At 38.0% G+C, this 19,212-nt stretch carries 20 protein-coding genes and 1 pseudogene; 14 read left to right on the top strand and 7 right to left on the bottom strand.

Annotated elements, in window-relative coordinates; all coding sequences use genetic code 11:
* The first annotated feature begins 14 nt into the window (after positions 1–14).
* Complete coding sequence (locus KHA87_RS15685; RefSeq protein ID WP_213095078.1) at positions 15–347, top strand: YrdB family protein; 333 nt, start codon at positions 15–17, stop codon at positions 345–347.
* Between the two features lie 38 nt (positions 348–385).
* Here KHA87_RS15685 and KHA87_RS22445 read toward each other — a convergent pair whose 3' ends face one another.
* Together KHA87_RS22445 and KHA87_RS15675 are read right to left on the bottom strand one after the other, a co-directional pair.
* The gene (locus KHA87_RS22445) at positions 386–1,834 is read right to left on the bottom strand and encodes a glycine betaine ABC transporter substrate-binding protein (protein WP_349305590.1); all 1,449 of its coding nucleotides are present in this window, start codon (positions 1,832–1,834) and stop codon (positions 386–388) included.
* Between the two features lie 116 nt (positions 1,835–1,950).
* A complete protein-coding gene (locus KHA87_RS15675; protein WP_213095077.1) occupies positions 1,951–3,081 on the bottom strand; it encodes an ABC transporter ATP-binding protein in 1,131 nt (376 codons plus the stop codon).
* A 533-nt stretch (positions 3,082–3,614) separates the two neighbouring features.
* On the opposite strand from KHA87_RS15675, the gene KHA87_RS15670 reads away from it, so the two are divergent.
* The 13 genes and pseudogenes from KHA87_RS15670 to KHA87_RS15610 all read left to right on the top strand — a co-directional run bounded on the left by KHA87_RS15670 (position 3,615) and on the right by KHA87_RS15610 (position 14,798).
* The gene (locus tag KHA87_RS15670; protein ID WP_213095076.1) at positions 3,615–3,878 is read left to right on the top strand and encodes a hypothetical protein; all 264 of its coding nucleotides are present in this window, start codon (positions 3,615–3,617) and stop codon (positions 3,876–3,878) included.
* 30 nt (positions 3,879–3,908) lie between these two features.
* Positions 3,909–4,259: a GNAT family N-acetyltransferase gene (locus KHA87_RS22670; protein WP_213095075.1), complete on the top strand. Its 351-nt coding sequence runs from the start codon at positions 3,909–3,911 to the stop codon at positions 4,257–4,259.
* A 10-nt stretch (positions 4,260–4,269) separates the two neighbouring features.
* Positions 4,270–4,704: pseudogene (locus KHA87_RS22250) on the top strand (NUDIX domain-containing protein); the annotation flags it as partial.
* 1,918 nt (positions 4,705–6,622) lie between these two features.
* Positions 6,623–7,156, top strand: a complete 534-nt coding sequence (locus KHA87_RS15655) for a GNAT family N-acetyltransferase (RefSeq protein WP_249310418.1) — start codon at positions 6,623–6,625, stop codon at positions 7,154–7,156.
* A gap of 129 nt (positions 7,157–7,285) precedes the next feature.
* The gene (locus tag KHA87_RS15650; protein WP_213095073.1) at positions 7,286–7,828 is read left to right on the top strand and encodes a GNAT family N-acetyltransferase; all 543 of its coding nucleotides are present in this window, start codon (positions 7,286–7,288) and stop codon (positions 7,826–7,828) included.
* 125 nt (positions 7,829–7,953) lie between these two features.
* Positions 7,954–8,283, top strand: a complete 330-nt coding sequence (locus KHA87_RS15645) for an HIT domain-containing protein (RefSeq protein WP_213095072.1) — start codon at positions 7,954–7,956, stop codon at positions 8,281–8,283.
* 97 nt (positions 8,284–8,380) lie between these two features.
* The gene (locus KHA87_RS15640; protein ID WP_213095071.1) at positions 8,381–9,412 is read left to right on the top strand and encodes a S66 family peptidase; all 1,032 of its coding nucleotides are present in this window, start codon (positions 8,381–8,383) and stop codon (positions 9,410–9,412) included.
* A gap of 19 nt (positions 9,413–9,431) precedes the next feature.
* Entirely contained in the window at positions 9,432–9,908 is a 477-nt protein-coding gene (locus KHA87_RS15635) for a GNAT family N-acetyltransferase (protein WP_213095070.1), read from the top strand.
* A gap of 16 nt (positions 9,909–9,924) precedes the next feature.
* Positions 9,925–10,272 carry a cupin domain-containing protein gene (locus KHA87_RS15630; RefSeq protein ID WP_213095069.1) on the top strand — a complete coding sequence of 116 codons (348 nt, stop codon included), beginning with the start codon at positions 9,925–9,927 and terminating at the stop codon, positions 10,270–10,272.
* Between the two features lie 31 nt (positions 10,273–10,303).
* Complete coding sequence (locus tag KHA87_RS15625; RefSeq protein WP_213095068.1) at positions 10,304–10,855, top strand: 2'-5' RNA ligase family protein; 552 nt, start codon at positions 10,304–10,306, stop codon at positions 10,853–10,855.
* A gap of 111 nt (positions 10,856–10,966) precedes the next feature.
* A complete protein-coding gene (locus tag KHA87_RS15620) occupies positions 10,967–11,419 on the top strand; it encodes a GNAT family N-acetyltransferase (protein WP_213095067.1) in 453 nt (150 codons plus the stop codon).
* Positions 11,420–11,932: 513 nt separating this feature from the next.
* Positions 11,933–12,898, top strand: coding sequence for a quinone oxidoreductase family protein (locus KHA87_RS15615; protein ID WP_213095066.1), 966 nt, complete (start codon positions 11,933–11,935; stop codon positions 12,896–12,898).
* Between the two features lie 295 nt (positions 12,899–13,193).
* On the top strand, positions 13,194–14,798 hold the full coding sequence (locus tag KHA87_RS15610; protein WP_481748364.1) for a bifunctional metallophosphatase/5'-nucleotidase: 1,605 nt from the start codon (positions 13,194–13,196) through the stop codon (positions 14,796–14,798).
* Positions 14,799–14,842: 44 nt separating this feature from the next.
* Here the strand turns inward: KHA87_RS15610 and KHA87_RS15605 are convergent, their stop codons facing one another.
* From KHA87_RS15605 to KHA87_RS15585, 5 genes are all read right to left on the bottom strand, one after another.
* On the bottom strand, positions 14,843–15,346 hold the full coding sequence (locus KHA87_RS15605) for a DinB family protein (RefSeq protein WP_213095065.1): 504 nt from the start codon (positions 15,344–15,346) through the stop codon (positions 14,843–14,845).
* A gap of 358 nt (positions 15,347–15,704) precedes the next feature.
* Positions 15,705–16,316, bottom strand: coding sequence for an alpha/beta hydrolase (locus KHA87_RS15600; protein WP_213095064.1), 612 nt, complete (start codon positions 16,314–16,316; stop codon positions 15,705–15,707).
* A 14-nt stretch (positions 16,317–16,330) separates the two neighbouring features.
* Positions 16,331–17,302, bottom strand: a complete 972-nt coding sequence (locus tag KHA87_RS15595) for a ring-cleaving dioxygenase (RefSeq protein ID WP_213095063.1) — start codon at positions 17,300–17,302, stop codon at positions 16,331–16,333.
* 14 nt (positions 17,303–17,316) lie between these two features.
* Positions 17,317–17,724, bottom strand: a complete 408-nt coding sequence (locus tag KHA87_RS15590) for a MarR family winged helix-turn-helix transcriptional regulator (protein ID WP_213095062.1) — start codon at positions 17,722–17,724, stop codon at positions 17,317–17,319.
* A gap of 177 nt (positions 17,725–17,901) precedes the next feature.
* On the bottom strand, positions 17,902–19,110 hold the full coding sequence (locus KHA87_RS15585) for a gluzincin family metallopeptidase (RefSeq protein WP_213095061.1): 1,209 nt from the start codon (positions 19,108–19,110) through the stop codon (positions 17,902–17,904).
* Positions 19,111–19,212 lie beyond the last annotated feature (102 nt).

The following is a 19,212-nucleotide window of genomic DNA, read 5'->3' as shown; positions in this document are numbered from 1 at the left end:
AGGAGGCTTCTTGTATGTTTGCATATTTGTTTTTGACTATTCTTTTTCTCATCGAGCTGGCGGCATTAGCTGCATACAGTTATTGGGGGTTTCACGTGGGAAAAGGAATTGCGATGAAGCTTCTTTTAGGAATTGGAACCCCACTTTTTGTTGCCTATGTTTGGGGGTTATTTCTTGCACCTAAGGCGAAAATTCCAGTAAATGCTCCATTAAATATTATGCTAAAATTAATCGTTTTTGGATTAGCTTCAGCAGCTTTATATGCAACTGGAAGGCACATAATAGCTGGCGCATTTTTTATGGTTGCATTGATTGCACTAGTATTAGATAATCTGCTGAAAATATAAAAAAGATCAGCGTGCTATCACACTGATCTATCATTCTATTAATTTTCTATTAATCCCTCTTCTACTAAAAACTGATGGGCGACATCTTTATATGTTTTCTTATGAATATCGACTTCGGCATTTAATTCCTGCATTTTTTTATCAGTGATTTTTCCTGCGAGTAAGTTTAACACCTTTTTTAGCTCTGGATGTTTTTTTAGCACCTCGCCTCTCACTACAGGGACGGCATTATATGGTGGAAAAACATGCTGATCATCTTCAAGCACCTGCAAATGAAAGGCAGGAATTCGTCCGTCCGTCGTATAGGCATCGATAACATCTGCTTTATGGTTTTTAGCAGCACTGTAAATAATTCCTGAATCCATAGCCTGTGTTTTTCCGAATTGGATTCCGTAAGCTTTTTTCAAGCCGGGGTATCCATCGTCACGTTCAAGGAACTCTGGTTCAGAAGCGAGTGTCAGCTGTGGTGCCTTTTCTTTTAAATCGGAAATGGTCTTGATATTCCACTTTTTTGCATCCTCTTTTCGGATGGTTAAAGAGTAGGTATTATTAAATCCAATTGGATCTAACCAGATTAGATTGTATTTCTTCTGGAAACGTTTTTTAACATATTGATATACCTTTTCAGGATCTGTAGTACCGATGTCTTCTTTTAAATAATTCATTAATCCTGTACCGGTATACTCAACACTAATATCATAGTCACCCTTTTTTAAGCCTTGAAAAACAGCTGCTGATCCGCTTATAAAGGATTGTTTATTAACTTTCAGGTTGGTTCGATCTTCGATTAATTCTTTATAGATATTAACTAAAATCTCTTGTTCGGTAAAATTTTTCCCTGTTATAGTAATAGCATTTTTATTATTGACTGCTTTCACAATTCCTACCGAAATTCCGGAAATAAGTACGGCTGCGGTGATTCCTACGGTAACCCATCTTTTGGCTTTTGAAAATTTCTTTTTACTGCCAGGTTTCGCCGCGTTTTCAAACCGTTTTAGGATTAAGTCAAATAAAATTGCAATCAAAGCAGAAGGTAGTGCTCCAGCAATAATGAGTCCGGAGTTATACGTTTGTAAGCCACGGAAAATTAAATCTCCTAGACCTCCAGCACCTATTAAACCTGCAATTGTTGCTACTCCAACGACCATAACAGCCGCAGTGCGAATACCTCCCATGATTACATTTAGCGCGAGAGGGAGCTCAATTTTCCAAAGAACCTGCCTGCTTGTCATTCCCATTCCGATACCAGCTTCCACCGTACTACTGTTCACATTCATAATACCTAAATATGTATTACGAAGGATGGGCAATAATCCATAGATGGTTAGTGCGATAATAGCAGGCGGTTTTCCTGTTCCGATAAAAGGAACTAAGAAAACAAGTAATGCAAGGCTGGGAATGGTTTGCAGTGCTGCGGTAATACCAATGACTATATCCGCTATCTTCTTTTGGCGAGTTAAGAAAATTCCAAGCGGAACCGCAATCACAATAGCAATTACAATAGAAATGAGTGAAAGATAAATATGTTCAACGAGTAAACTGCCAACCTCTGGTAGTCGGTTAACGGAAACATCTTTTATTTCATTCCATAAACTATTAATAGCTAAATCCCTCCTGTCGAATCGTCAAAGCGGTCTGCAACAAATTTTACAATGCTTGAGCGATTAATGATTCCTATTACTTTTCCGTTTTGGTCAATAACTGGAACGAAGCCATATGGGGAGTCATTAACTAATTGAAATGCCTTTTCGGGATTTTCATCGGGTGTAATAGTAGGAATGTCCTTGTGGATGAGATCAATCAAGGTCAATTGCTCGTTTCCGTAAGCTCTCCTCATATCCCAAATATTGACGACCCCATAATAATGGTCATTTTTATCAGCTATGATTAAATTATCCACTCGTTTTTGGCGCATGATTTTCACTGCTTCCGCAAGTCCGCGTGAAGGATAAGCTGTGATTGGGGGGGCCATGAGCTGTTCGATATTAGGAAGGGTATTGGAGTCCTGAAGACGATCTTCTCCTAGAAATTGACGGACAAATTCATTAGCAGGATGTCTTAAAATCTTCTCAGGCTCGTCAATTTGAATTATTTCTCCGTCTTTCATTATACAAATTCGATCAGCTATCTTTAATGCTTCGTCCATATCGTGTGTAACAAAGACAATAGTTTTCTTTATTTCTTGCTGCAGACGAACTAATTCTTCCTGCAATTGTTCACGGCTAATTGGGTCCAATGCACTGAAAGGTTCATCCATTAATATGATATCCGGGTCAGCTGCTAATGCCCTTATAACACCAATTCTCTGCTGTTGCCCACCAGACAATTCGTCCGGAAAACGGTCCCCTATTTCGGCTGGATTTAGCCCCACCATTTTCAAGAGTTCGTCGACTTTGTCCTTGTATTTTACTTCTTCCCATTTTTTTAACTTTGGAACTAACGCTACATTTTCCCGGATCGTCATATGTGGCATCAACCCAATTTGTTGGATCACGTAGCCAATATTTCTTCTGAGTTCTACTGGATTTTGCTGTTTAATGCTTTCTCCGTTGATGGTTATTTCGCCACTGGTCGGTTCGATTATTCTATTAATCATCTTCATCGTGGTTGTCTTTCCACACCCACTTGGACCAATGAGAACAAGCAACTCGTTGTCCTTGATGGAAAAATTTAAGTTCTTAATGGCCAAATAGCCACCATCGTATTGTTTGGATACATTTTTAAATTCTATCAATGCTTAAATCACCTCCAGTGTTTTTTTACCCTAATATTTTGGAGGTAAACATGTTTTTTATCATTTAGGTAAATGGTTTGTGTTCTGTGGATAGGTACTGAGTTCGAATAGGAGAGGAGAAACCCAGGGTGAACCTGCCGAAAATCTAGGACAACGTGACGAAAAAGAAGGGGTAAACGCCGGAAAAAAGGGGAAACCTGCCGAAAAATTGAGGCGAAATGGAGAAATTGTAGTGAAGTGCCGAAAATCTAGGGCAACGTGCCGAAAAAGAAGGAGTAAACGCCGAAAAAAGGGAGAATTATGCCGAAAAAGCTAGTACAGAAGCCAAAAAGACCAGAACCCCGATTGTTGTGTATAACAAAATAAAGGAAACCTATATAAGAAAATAGAATTAATAGAAGAAAGAAATAGTGTGAAGGGCTGATTGTATTGCAAGATTTAGCCATTATAGAAAAACTTTTTGAAGGAACATTCAAAGTGTTAAACGGATTGCCGCTATATATCGCTTGGAAGAAAGTGGAGAAATAAAAGAGATGAATTTCAAAGATAAAATCGGCCAGTTAACAAAGCTATGCGAGATCCATCATCTGCAGCATATCAGTGTTTTGGTCAAAACATTGGATAATGATTACCGGGAAGCACTTTTATCCAATGGCTTTGAACATAAATCTTCCATTGTGGAATATGAAAAAGATTTAAGTGAACTAGTTCCCTGTCTATCTAATTTTCAGTGGATGTCATTAGACGATGAACTTTCAGAAGAAGTTTTTATTAAAACATGGAAGGAGTCAATGTAATTATCTGATAATCAGGCATCATCCCTAACTATGGAACAACATTTTGATTCTATCAAAAGTGAATTGGGACGAAAAAAATGGCGGAATTCCTGCCGTGTTTTTATAAAAGAAGAAGAGCCAATTGCTGTTACCATCCCTCATATAGAACCGGGTACCGAGGATGAAGGCCGGCTATTCTACTTTGGAATCGTTCCTAAAGAACGTGGAAAAGGATTAAGCTCCATCCTTCACAACCAATCATTAAGTTTTCTGAAGGAAATGGGTGCGACATATTATATTGGGAGCACTCAGACCACAAATATTAGGATGCAGAATGTTTTCAAAAAGAATGGGTGTTGTTTAAGGGCTCAGATGGAATCCTACTATAAATATTTTGAATGAGGTGTGGAAATTGGGAATGTCTGATTATTATAAGATGCTCAGAGATAAAGTGGGAAACGAATTGATTTTCATACCAAGTGTAGCAACAATTATTCGTAATGAAGCGGGAGAGATTTTATTTCAATACAAAGGGAACGGAGCAAAATGGAGCCTCCCTGCTGGGGCCATTGAGCCTGGGGAGGCACCTGCGGAAGCAATAGTTCGCGAAGTTAAGGAGGAAACTGGGCTACATGTAGTACCAAAAAAGTTGTTAGGTGTGTTTGGCGGGAGTGACTTTAGATACGAGTATCCCAACGGTGATAAAGTGGAATATAACGTTTTCCTTTTTGAGTGTGAAGTAAAAAGCGGAAAACTGAATCCGGTAGACAGAGAAACAGTTGAATTACGATACTTTAAAGTGGAAGAAATACCCGAGCTTGCTTTGCCTTATCCTAATTCTCTATTTTCGCAGCCAAGTCATGAAGAAACTTATTTTCAATGGAAGGAAGATAGCTTAAAAACAAAAAATACTTACGATAAATTGGAGAATGATATAGCGAACTTGTCCCAGCAGCACTGGCCGGGATTCGAAGCCGTTGCTTTTGCACTTTATGATCAAGAAAAGGTCTATCTTTACCGTCATCCGAAGTTCACCCAACAAGTTCTTCCGTGGAATGAGCAATTTCTAGGGGACACCATTATATTATTTGGGGATTATCCAACCGCCATAGTAAGTGTGGAACGTTATGAGGATATGGAAAGCTTATATTCGATTCTTGCACACGAATTATTCCATGGTTTCCAATATGTCAAAGGGGAAAAGCGATTTCCGAATGAAATGCTTGGAATATCATATCCACTAATAGAGGAAAATGTGGAACTAAGGAGTCAGGAAAGACTTCATCTTTATCATGCCGTAATGGGAACTGCGGATGCCAGAGTAAAACATCTTCAAAATTTCGTTTCAAAAAGGGAAAAGAGAATTAGTCTTATAGGTGAGTATATCGAATATGAAAACGATTTAGAAACGGTTGAAGGGCCAGCTTGGTATATGGAATTGAAGGTCTACGCTGAGAAAAGTCCGCTTCCATATGAGAAAGTAGTAGAAAAATATAGTAGTTATCTATTAAACAAGGAAGATGCTAGCATCCATCTTAGAAGGAGCTGCTGTAGTTCAGGGTTGTTTCTTAGTCTACTGTTGGATGAACTCTCACCTAATTGGAAGGAAGGCTTTTTCGAATCTAATCAAACTTTATATGAGTTATTGAAGAAGCACTTGGATCTTAAAATGGAGCCAATAGATGAAATAGTCATTTCAGATGAGGCGAAAACCATTGTAAAGATGGTGAAAAACAGGAAGGAATCGGAATTGATAGAGTTTCAAGCAAAAAAAGGCTACCATCTTATGTTGGAAGGCGATATAACCGCATCTATGATTGATCCGATGAACATCACGAAAGTCGAAAATAGACTCCTCCATAAAAACTTTTTGAAAATAAAGGTAAATGAGAAGGAATATTTATTTCAACAACCGGTTTTAGCTTATACGAACGAAAATAGCCGAGTTATATCCAAACTTCATGTCATACTTGATGCAAAACCAGTTGAGAAGGAAGGCACTCTAGTTATTAATGACGTGGGTGAATTCAATGGAAAGTTATGCGAGAAAAATGGCATGTTTAATCTCTACTTGAACAATCCTAATAACCTAAATAAATGAGCTCGGACATTTTCCCGAGCTCATTTATTTAATGCTTTTTTCATGGAGCTTTTTCCTATTCTCAATATATTCCCATAAATGATAGATTCCCAAATAAACCATATTGGACAAAAAAGCCAGTGTGGGCTTATGAAAATAAAGGATGAAAAGCAAACCAAGAATAACAAAAGGGGGCGTTAAAATTAGGTGCTTTCTCCAGTTCATAGTAACCCTTTCAAATGCAAGATATTATATTGTTTCCTCAAACCGACTACTTAAACGATTTCAAGCCTGCTCAACTTCGGATGAATCCAGAAATATACTGCAAATCCCAAGTAACCTAAACATGCTAAGTAAAGCACAAGATTACTAGACGTTAATTGCCCTAACAAACCGCCTAAAAAATACTCTATTGTACAAAGAGAGCCCAGCAGTGATGACAAAAAGGCAAATCCTGTTCCTAGGTATTCTCCCGCAGGTTGACTTGAATTAATGTTTGAATGTAGATCCCCATGTCTAACATTCTGCCATCTCCTTTCTTACCAATTTTTTATTATTATTTCATTTATTTTCCAGGTATTCAATTAATAATTGTATAATTTATAAAATAATGTCTGTTTGAAATATTCCCTATACACAGTAAGGCAATTGTAGTAAGATTTTTACAATCAAGGAGGGGAAGAAATTGACCCAAAAATACATAATCCGTCCCGAAATTTCAGCTGATTACGAGGAAATACGAACGGTAAATTATTTTGCTTTCGGGAACAGAACTAATGAAGCAAATCTTATAGAAGCAATCCGTCGAAGTGACCTATTTATTCCAGAGCTTTCGCTTGTTGCGGTGGAAGAGGAAGAAATCGTTGGTCATATCTTGATTAGCCAGATTTTCATAGAAACGAACGGAGGGGAAATTAGGACATTAGGCCTCGCACCTATGGCGGTAAAGCCAGGATATCAAGGGATGGGAATTGGTTCGGCGCTTGTGAAGGAAGGATTGCAAATTTGCCGGAACCTTGGCTATTCCCATGTATTTGTACTTGGTCATCCAGAATTTTATCCTAAGTTTGGATTCTTACCATCACAATCAAATTTTGAAATTGAATGTCCATATCCTGTTCAGGATCCATATTTTATGGCAATCGAGCTGAAAGCTGATTCGTTAAAGGGTATAAAAGGGAAGGTAAAATATCCTCCATCGTTTGAATCTGTATCTTAGTGAAAGGCTCTTTTATAAAAACATGCTTTGGTAGATGAGAATAAAGAACTTTTTAGAAAAATTGATTGGAACTGAGTCTGTACTAAGACTTATTTCCATATATGAAAACTGACTAAAAGAGGTGTAGTCATGTCATTTCCAACACTAGAAACAGAGCGTTTAAAGCTCATTGAAATCACAGAAGAATACGCTGGAGCAGTATATGATGTTTTTTCCCGGGAGGATGTAACACGTTTTTACGGAATGCAGCCCTTTCAGGAAAAGGAACAGGCACTAAGAATGGTTCAATCGTTTTCTAGGAATTTTGAAGAAAAGCGGGGAATCCGCTGGGGGATGCTTTTGAAAGAAACAGGAGAATACATCGGCAGTGTAGGATTAAATAATCTTGTTTTGTCTAGCAAGCGAGCGGAAGTTGGCTATGAGCTTCATCCGAATTTCTGGAGGAAGGGGTTTGTTTCGGAGGCTGTGAAGGCAGTTTTGAAACATAGCTTTGAAGAATTAGATTTATATCGTATTGGTGCCGTTACCTTTCCGGAAAACGAACCATCCTCCAATCTGTTGCTAAAGATTGGATTCCAGAAAGAGGGACTGTTAAGAGGTTATATACATCTAGGGGGAGTATCATACGATACCTTTGTTTTCTCTATATTAAAGACGGATTGGGAAAAGTAGTGGAGAATTATAGATTTGGTCTAATTAACCGACACTAGATCTATTATCTGTGACAAAATCGACTAATTTCATATATTTTCGGACATAGGATTCGTTAAGTCCACCAATTAAAAGGAGTGCTTTTTATGACAGAAGATTTCTATTGTGAAGAGGTGCTAAGCGGTAAGACTACGGTAAAAAAAGTAATGGAAACGGAAAATGTTTTAGCCTACTATCATACAAGACCTTTTTACCCAGTTCATATTGTGGCAATACCGAAAATGCATATTCCTTCGCTTATCACACTCCAGGAAGAAGATAATGAATTACTCGTTGAATTATTTTGCGTCATTAAAAAGGTAGCCGCAATGGTAACAGAAGAGAACGGTGCATGCAGAGTTATTACGAATATAGGAAACTATCAAGATTCCAAGCATCTTCATTGGCATATAGTTTATGGTGCACCTCTTAGGTAGTGTGATAGGGGAACAAGTGATGGAATTAACAGTTTCTCAAACCTTTGCTATTAAACATGTGAGGTTTAAAGCAAAAATTAAGAAAGGAGGGGGTCAAATGAAAAAATCAATTCTTTATCCAAAGAATCTTACAAAAGGAGATACTATTGCAGTTTCCGCACCATCCAGCGGTGTAGAAGAGCCTTGGCATCGCTATATTAAGGATGCCCAAAGAAATGTAGAAAAATTAGGCTTTAAGGTTATCATTGGCGATACCGTTTGGACGAATGAAAAATGTGTAAGTGCTTCGAAGGAAATCCGCGCAAGAGAACTTCAGCAATTTTTGCTGGATGACCAAGTGAAAGCAATTATTCCTCCTTGGGGAGGAGAATTTTTAATGGATCTTCTGCCGTTTTTAGATTGGGGGAAATTAAGAAGTAATACCCCCAAATGGATTCTAGGTTACTCGGATATCAGCACCTTTACTTTTGCATACACATTGCTGACAGGTATTGCAACTGCACATGGCAACAATTTCTTTGACTTAAGTGCAAATAAGTTAGATTCATTGACGCAGAAGTGGCTCGATGTTTTAGGGAATCCTCCAGGTGAAACGATTTCGCAAACATCCTCAAGCCTTCACATCTCCTCTTGGGGAGATGACCCAAATAGTGGATTTCAATTAGACACTCAGACCGTTTGGAAATCGTTAATATCAACGGAGTCAACGCAATTTTCCGGTAGATTACTAGGTGGATGTCTTGATACAATTTCCATTCTTATCGGAACACCTTACGCACCTGTTCAACAGTATGTTGAAAAGTACTGCCAAGAGGAAGGTGTTATTTGGTTTTTGGAAAGCTGCGAAATGAATGCGGCAGATATATATCGTCATCTATGGCAAATGAAAATGAATGGCTGGTTTGAGAAAGCGAATGGAGTATTGATTGGTCGACCAGCGGGATATTCCGATACGAAAGATTTTACGTTAGTGGATGCTCTACATATGGTATTTGGTGATATGGATATTCCCGTAATCTATGATGCTGATATCGGACATGTTCCGCCACAAATGATTTTAGTAAATGGGGCAAAAGCTAATGTTTCCTATACACAAGGGTCGGGCACTGCAGATCTTACGTTTATGTAAAACGAAACAGGAGGTTTTTATGGACACAGTTTTGGAAGTAACATTGGAATTCTATCGACCAAAATATCTAAATGAATTGAGTAATTTTTATTTACCTGCAGACCAAGAACAATTTACTGCGTTGCCAGTTGAAATGCTAGAAACTACGGATGTTAGGCACCCGATAGTGATTGTAAACCAAAATGAACCAGTAGGCTTCTTTGTATTGCATTCTAGTGAAAGAGTCGCGGAATATACAGATAATCCAAATGCTATGTTATTAACAGCATTTTCTATTAACCATGCCCATCAAGGGAAAGGATTTGCCCAGAAAGGCATGAATCAATTAAATGAATTTGTTCCGCAAGAATTTCCACAATGTAATGAGATTGTTTTAGCTGTAAATCAAAAAAATATTCCTGCACAAAAGTTATATGAAAAGGTTGGATTTGCAGATACTGGACAGAGAAAAATGGGGAGAATTGGAGAGCAATTGATTCTGAGCCTAAAACTGTGATGAAGGAATGGTCGCATTGAAAATTAGTAAACACAACGCAGAACACTATGTGTGGGGAGATCAATGTGATGGATGGCACTTAGTGAAAAATAATGATTTAAGCGTCATTCATGAAAGGGTGCCTGCCCATACATCCGAGGTTCGACATTACCATCAGCATTCACGTCAATTTTTCTTTGTTTTATCCGGTTCTGCGGTATTGGAACTAAATGGTGAGAGAATTAACTTAAATAAAGGTGAAGGGGTGGAGGTTCCCCCTCTCCTTCCGCATCAAATGAAGAACGAATCTAATGGAGAAATAGAATTTTTGGTTATTTCACAACCTCATAGCCATGGGGATCGAATTGTAATGAATGAAAAATGATTTTATGTATGCATGGTGAAAGGGGATTAATATGTACGGATTTATTGCATTGCTGGACAAGGAAACAGAAGATTCCATCAAAGACATATGGAGAGAATTAAAGTTGCGATCCATTTCCTCTTATGCGGAGGAAGTAGAAAATCGACAGCCACATATCACCCTTGCAAGCTATAACCAGCTAGACCAAGGTGATTTTATCCAATGGATGGATCAATTCTATGATTCTACTCCACAGGTGGAAATAACATTTAATTCTCTAGGAACATTTTTAAATTCAGGAACATTGTTTTTAGCCCCAACGATATCTGAATCTCTGTCCAATCTTCATAGAAATCACCACGACAATTTTAATAAGTACAAGGACAATCCTAATTCTCTCTACCTTCCGGGAAAATGGATTCCGCATTGTACACTAGCCAATCGGTTAACCCATGAAAAATTAATGGAGGCATTTACATACTGCTTCGGAAAAATTAACACAATCCAGGCAAGTATAACAAAGGTTGCCTTGATAGAAACTATTTTTGTAGATGACCAATGTATAGCAGCCCCAGTTGTATATAGTAAGAAGTTGTTATCCTAAATTAAAATGAATCGTAATTGGAAACAATAAAAAATGGTGCTATTCGTTAAGAACTCATCATGACTGTGAGACCCATTTTACTTTGTTAGTGTAGTAACAGGAGGGTTTTAATTGAAAATACGAAAATTAAGGATGGAAGAGAAGGCCCCAATGGATTTACTTTTATTAGCGGATCCTTCTAGGAGTCTAGTAGAAGAATACCTTTCCAGAGGTGAGTGCTTTGTTGCCGAGGGAGAAGAAAGTATTATGGGTGAATATGTATTGCTTCCAACACGGCCAGATACAATAGAGATTGTGAATATTGCAGTTGCTGAGCATCTTCAAGGAAAAGGAATCGGGAAGAAACTAATAAAAGATGCGATAAAGCGAGCGATGGAGTTAGGCTTTAAGACAATTGAAATTGGCACGGCAAACTCCAGTGTGGGCCAACTATTACTCTATCAAAAATGTGGTTTTCGGATTGTTGGCGTGGATAGGGATTTTTTTATCAGGCATTATGAGGAAGAGATTTATGAGAATGGTATCCAGGTAATCGATATGGTGAGATTGTCTCAGGATATATGAATTGGGATATCGGAATGAATCGAGTAAGCTATATTCGGCAAGAGGGGAGAAAAATATACAGATTATTGATATGACAATTATAGAATATAGATCGTGATCGTACATGGAAGTTAACTTATCAACGAAGGAAATGCTGCAAAACAGGAACTTTACACCGAATGGGAAAAGTTAAAAGTAGGTATAAAGCCATTAGAATATAAGATTAGTAGGAGAAGATAAGGAATTTATTTTAAGAACAAACGCCATCACTTTTGTAGCAAAAAAATATTTCAATAATCTCTGTTTTTGAAAGAGGAGAAAAAAATCAATTAGTCGTTCTAGTAGGGCACGGGATTATTAATGTAATGATTGCAAAAGAGCTACAAAGGATTGGATGGAAAGGGAGTAAAAGGTCTGGTGCAAAGCATTGGAGTAGTACAACATATTTATTGTAAAATGATATAACTCCATGATTTTCTGTTGGATTGGATATAATAAGGAAGAATGATCTTTTAATGAGATGGAGAGAACATCATGAAAGCACTTATATTTGAAAAGTTCGGAGGGCCAGAAGTTCTCCAATATCGAGATATAAAGAATCCGGAAATCGGTCCAGAAGATGTTTTATTAGAAATGAAAGCGATTGGGTTGAATTTTGCGGATGTATATCGCCGAAAAGGTAATTATCATTTAGTCGGACAACCCCCGTACATATTAGGATACGAGGGTGCTGGTCTCGTGCAACAAGTCGGAAGTATGGTTAAGGATATTAAAGTAGGAGACAGAATAGCTTTTGCAGATGTTCCTTTTGCGAATGCAGAGCTTGTCGCGGTACCTCAAGATAAAGCAATTCCTATTCCGGAGAGTATTTCGTATGAAATGGCGGCTTCTTTGGTACTGCAGGGTTTAACAGCTCATTATTTAACGAAAGATAGTTATTCCATAAAAAATGGAGATGTAGCTCTAGTTCATGCTGCTGCCGGAGGTGTGGGCCAGCTGCTAGTGCAAATAATCCAATTGCATGGTGGAAATGTTATTGGTTTGACTTCCTCTGTGAAAAAAAGTCAAGCTGCCCAAACAGCGGGAGCAAATCATGTGTTTTTGTATACAGAAGATTGGAAAGAAAAAATTAAAGCTGTAACCAATGGTCGTGGAGTAGATGTCGTGTATGAATCTGTTGGGGCGACACTTACGGATAGCTTTGATGTAACCCGTATTGGTGGAACTGTTGTATTTTTTGGAATGGCAGGTGGGGATCCAGCACCAGTTGACCCAAGAATGCTGATGGATACATCCAAAACTCTGACTGGCGGTGACCTTTGGAATGTGCTAACATCTCGGGAAGAACGCGTTGCACGTTCCGAAGAATTATTTAAATCGGTTCAAAGCGGTCATCTTAAGATTTCCGACCCCACCTTGTTTAAATTATGTGATGGTGCAAAAGCACATGAGTTCCTTGAAAGCAGAAAAAGTACCGGAAAGGTATTATTAATTCCATAAATCTAAAAGAGGATCCTTTCTATCTTACAGGAAGGATCCTTTTTTACGTTGAATTAACCGTAAATTGAAACTCCCAATATATGACTTTAACATTCAAGTATTATGATTTTAATAGAAATGGATATCTGTTAACTAGGTAATATTGATTATTTGTTACATGGTTCAAATTGACGATATTGGAGAAATTTACAACACAATTTTTGTAAAAAATACGCATATTATTACTTGTTGTGTGTCCAATGTTCGTTATTTATACTGAATCTTGTAAACTATTAAACATGGGGAGTGGGAAATTTTGCGAAAAAGAAATCTATTATTATCAATAGGTCTAGCCACTTTGTTGACTTTACCGTTCTCATCCGTGGATGCTGCAGCTAAGAATACACCTGTAAAAAAAGCACATCCACATCCAATTGAGGTGCAAATTCTTGGAATCAATGACCTTCATGGACAGCTAGACGTCACACGTACGGTTGGCAGTCGAAACGTTGGTCGTGCAGATGTACTGGCAGCCTATTTGAAACAAAAGAAAGCACAAGTAAAAGATACATTGCTAGTTACAAGTGGTGACGCAGTAGGCGCTTCTGCACCTGTATCAGCACTCTTTCAGGATGAACCTACTTTGAATATTTTAAATGCACTTCATTTTGATGTTGGTACACTTGGGAATCATGAATTTGATCACGGTGTAAAGGAAATGATGAGACAAATTTATGGTGGAACAAACCCAACGACAGGGGAATATTTTAAAGGACTAAATTTCCCATATGTATGTGCTAATGTAATAGATAAAAAGACGAAGAAACCTTTGCTACCGCCTTATGTAATTAAAAAGGTGCATGGCATAGACATTGGATTTATTGGTGTAGATACAACCGAAACACCAAGTATCACCATGCCAGCAAATGTGAAGGACGTTGAATTTACCGACGAAACAGAAGCAGTCAATAAATATGCAAAAGAGTTAAAGAAAAAAGGAGTAAAAACCATCATTGTTTTGGCACATGATCCAGGAAATTCAGATTATGATGGAAAAAACGCGACTGGTAAAGTGATTGACATGGCGAAGAATATGGATCCTGAAGTGGATGTTGTATTTGGCGGTCATAATCATGCTTATATAAATACGAAAGTAGCAGGGAAGCGGGTTGTACAAGCATATTCTTATGGAACAGCATTTGCAGAGGTTCATATATGGATTGATCCGAGAACAAAAGATGTGGTAAAAGACAGTGCAGAAATTGTAACAACTTATCAAGATTCCATTACACCAGATCCTCAAATTAAGGCAATGATTGATAAGGATGAAGAAAGAGTTGCCCCATTAATTAACCAAGTGCTCGGAACCACTACCGCTGCATTGACAGGTAAACAAAATGAAAGCGGAGAATCAAATTTAGGAGATCTTATAACAGATGCACAGCGTGATATTACACAAGCACAAATTGCCATAACGAATCCTGGTGGTATTCGTGCGGATATTAACAGCGGAGAAATCACATGGGGAGAACTTTACACAGTTCAACCTTTTGGAAATACCATGATTACGATGGACTTAACTGGAGACCAGATTCGCAAAGCGTTAAATCAACAATGGCGTGATGACGGCTCTTCTAAAATGCTACAAATCTCCGGTATGAAGTACACTTGGGACAGTACAAAAACGGATAAAATTGTTTCTCTAACATTGGAAGATGGTACACCAATTGAACCTAATCAAATTTATACAGTTGCTATGAACAACTTCCTAGCAAGCGGCGGGGATGGGTTCACGGAATTCGCCAATGGTAAAAATCAAGTAAATGGTCCTGTTGATTTGGATGCATTAGTAGACTATGTGAAAAAGCAAACTGGTCCGATTACGATGGAGATTCAGAATAGAATAGTGAAAGTAAACTAGTTTTGGAACACCCCTTAGTGTAGGAATGCTAAGGGGTGGATTTATTAAAGCTTAGGTGCTTCCATCCCAATAGCACTCCATTCTTCTTGTGAAGGACCGTATACACCAGGAACCTTGAGGCCAGCTTGTCTCATTAGTACGGTCATCTGTCCGCGGTGATGGGTTTGATGCAAAATTACTAATAGCAGAGATGCACCTATAGGTAATTGCCGCCCAAACATATCGTGTTCTTCTTTTAAGGATTGGTCGTTCCATTGCTCCTTGATTGCAGAAATCATAGCAGCGTTCACTTGCCGGTATTGATCGGCAATTTCCTTCGCAGATACAGGCACATCCTGATCAGATTCTGCCCCCTTGAATTGCAACCCTGTTTTTGAAACCATTTCATGAAGTGAAGCTACAACATGCCATGCGATCCTGCCTAAATCGCGACCTGCAGCGGTTACGTCCTGTTTTAGTGAGGCATCCGTTAATGTATCCAAAACCTTCTGAGTAGAGCTGCTTTCTTGCTCCCACTGATTCAAAAATTCCGTAATAGATTGAAACATTTATGTTCCTCCTTCAATATTGTCGCTATCTATCATTGACTTTCATGTTCAACAAAATACATTTAGCGGGGGAAATATCATGTGAAATGCTTTGGAGGGACCAGGAAGTTTAAAGGGAGACTGCTGAAAAAGGAAGGAAGATACTGAAGTAATAAGGTGAATTGCTGATGTTCAGTAAGATGATCTTTCATTTATTCCGCCAATTTATCCAATAATTCCGCGGGAATTTAAGATAATTCCGCGAAACCTACACATAATCCCGCGGAATTTACCGTTAATTCCGCCAAACCGCAGAAGTTTTCCGCCATCGGCTAAATCCCAACGAAAAAGGGTGTCATAATCGACACCCTACAAAATTCTATTTGAAAAACTTTTTATTGAACCAATCCCTAGCTGCATACACCTCGTTGCCAGATAATTGATGTCCATTCTGTTCAAAAAGCACTTCTATATCCGCGTTCGCAACTTTCAAAGTTGTAACCAGCTCTTTCGTCTCCTGAAGCGGAACCAATGGGTCATTTTCGCCAGCTCCGATAAAGACGGAAGTTCCACTCAAATCAGGTAAAGTAATCCCGCGTCTCGGCACCATTGGATGAAAGAGAACAGCGCCCGCTAACACATTTTGATAATGGAAAAGTAAGCTTGCTGCAATATTAGCCCCATTCGAGTAGCCAACCGCAACAATATTATTCCGATTGAATTGATATGCTTCCGCACTTTCGTCCAAAAACTCTTTTAATTCCTGAGTGCGGAAAATTAGATCCTCTTCATCAAAAACTCCTTCTGAAAGACGGCGAAAAAAGCGAGCCATTCCGAATTCGGATACATTTCCTTTCACACCTAATAAAGAAGATTCTGCTGAAATCATTTTTCCTACATTTATTAAATCGTGTTCTGTACCTCCTGTTCCATGCAGAAGAAGGAGGGTAGGGGCATTAGGATTTTCCCCTTTTTCAAAAATATGTTTCATCATACTTCACCTTTCTATTGTTTTGTATCTAATGGTTTTAAATGAGCTTCAATTTGTTCGCGCTTCTCTTCTAAAAATGGTGGCAAGGCAAGGGACTCTCCTAGTGTAGCCAAGTCTTCATCTGTATCAAATCCTGGTCCATCTGTTGCAAGCTCAAAAAGAATTCCATTTGGTTCTCTAAAATAAAGGGAACGGAAGTAAAAGCGATCGACAAATCCGGAATTTGGAAATCTTGCTGCTCGAATCTTTGCAATCCATTCCTGTAGTTCTTTCTCATCTTCTACCCTAAACGCAACATGGTGAACCCCGCCACGTCCAAGACGTTCTGGAGGAAGGTCGTTTCTTTCCTCGACATGAACTTCCGCACCTGTACCACCTTCACCAGTTTCAAATACAAGTATATCCGGTTGGCCTTCTATCTCTGATGGATATTGACCTTTCAAACGGAATCCTAGAATATCGGTTAAAACAGAAGCAGTAGCTGGTGCAAAACGAACCGTTAATTTAACGGGACCTAGTCCAAGTATCCCATTCTCAGCTGGAATTGGGCTTTTATTCCACGGTTTCCCGCCTTTCACTCCAACATTATTCTCATCCGATACTAAAATCAAACGCTGCCCCTCATGATCTTTGAAGGCAAGGGTAGAGCGACCTGCTCGATTTTTAATGTCCTCGTGTTCAATTTTTAATTCCTCAAAGCGTTTTTTCCAAAAGACGAGAGCCTGATCATCAGAAACACGTAAGGAAAGTGCGGAAATACTATTTACTCCTTCATGTGTACGAGCAGCATGCGGTATTTCAAAAAATGTTAATTCCGTTCCGGGATTTCCTTTTTCATCGCCATAAAATAAGTGATAAACAGAAATATCATCTTGGTTAACTGTCTTTTTTACTAAGCGAAGACCTAATACTTTTGTGTAAAAATCGAAATTTTCAGGTGCCTTGGCAGTTAAAGCAGATACGTGATGAATACCTTTTAACTCCATAATATTTCCCTCCATTAGTTTTGTATTTTTCTAAGTAACTCTAACAATTGCTTTTTCTCATCCTGAGTTAATTTGCTAAATTGGGATGCTTGAAATTGTTCTTGCTTTGGTACTACTTCCTGAAAAAGATCTTCTCCTTTTTTCGTTAAGGAGAGATATTTTGTTTTCCACTCCTGTTCTCTTTTTATTAGTCCGAGATCTTCTAATTTTGATAATAGCTGTGTAATGTTTCCTTTAGTAACTAGGAGTTTATCTGCCAGCTCCTGTTGGGATAACCGTTTATGTGAACCTATTTGAACTAGTACATCAAATTGGGCAACAGATAAATTCCATTCTTTTAAGTGCTGGTTTGATTCGCGGATGCTTTTGTTATATATTCGTGATAATCGGAACCAAATCATTAAACCGAGTCTTTCTTTCATAACATCACCCCTTGATGAAATCAGTTTATTACTAAACTGATATTAAGTCAAGTCTTCTAACTTATAAACCATCCTGTAATGGATTAGGCTGAATAGGCTTACTTCCATTCTTAGCTGAAAAAAAGAAACCCTAATTTTGAATAATTCTCTTTTCAAAATTAGGGGTTAGTCTCAATATTATTTCTTTTTATTAAAATAATCGATATATCCTTTGGATAAATTATCTAATGGTCCATAGGTCTGCTCCAAAGCTTTGAAGGCACGATTAAATACGATTTGTTCTTTTTGGGGATTATCATCCTCTACGATATCATTTTTCTTCAACACTTCAACCATGTCTAGATATTTTTCTAATCCATAGGTTTGAATTAAATAATCTGTAATTAGAAAGCCTACGTTATAAATATCGATAGAATTATCGGTGTAATTCACGTTTTTGAGGTCACTGATAGGTTTAATGTTTTTTGTTTTCTTTAATATTATTTTCTCTCTTTCTGCTACTTTATTATTGAAGTCAAGTTGTGGTTTGCCGGAATCATCTTTCGTAACTGCACTGGATACAAATACGGCGAGACCTTCTTGCATAAAGGTTGGGGCATTATCGTTAGAAAGATCTGCAAGCATCGTATGAACAACTTCGTGTGTCATTAAGGAATAGGTTACCTCGGAATAGCTTCCGTCTACTAAAAACTTCAGCGAAGTAAATGGTGATGTAACTCCAAAAAGAGTTGGCCAAGCTACGGAGGCGGAAATTTCCTCGAGTGAATCATAGAGCTTGACATTTACTTCCGTGGGCTTCCACCTGAATGTTTTGCTATATAACTCAACAAGATCCTCCACATCTGTAAAAGCTATATCGGCATCTGATTCTAGTGAGGGTAAATAGTAAAGATTTAATGGACCCTCTGTTTTTTTCTTGAAGGGAAGGTCGTTCATCTTCCATGTGCCGTTTATCTTGTTAATGGGATATGTTATGTGATTAGTAATATCCTGATTTTTCAATTGCATATTAATCTGTAACTCTAGTTTTCCTTTATCTAAAGAATCCAAGGTAATATCGTTAATAACGACAGAAACTTTCCAACCTTCCTTTTTCTTTTGATTGAAGTCCTCTAACCATACTTTTTGTTCTTTGTAAAAAAGCTGATTTGTTTCATTTTGAAAGGAAAGAAATTTTGTCTTATTATTTTCCTCTGCTGCTTCTATCATTCCTTCAAAATGGCTTTTTACTGAATTTTCCTCTTGTTCTAGTGCCTTTTTGTCGGCTTGTTTTGTTTGGTGGATTTTTCTGTTTGGTTCTTTTTGTTTTGAACCTACGGTAGGCTGAGAGTGGCAGCCAGAAAGCAGTATTACAAAAATGAGGATAGACAGGGCTCTTTTTAACAAATTATCTACCTCCTTATATAAGTAGTGTTCATAGTAAAAGAAGAATTCCTCTTTACTAACAATATTATACAATATTTCCATTTTTGATTAAAGACTACTATA

This window comes from Bacillus sp. FJAT-49736, assembly GCF_018343615.1.
Classification (GTDB): Bacteria; Bacillota; Bacilli; order Bacillales; family Bacillaceae_C; genus Margalitia.
Note: the sequence above shows the minus strand (reverse complement) of the source record. Positions and strands in the feature narration are given on the sequence as shown.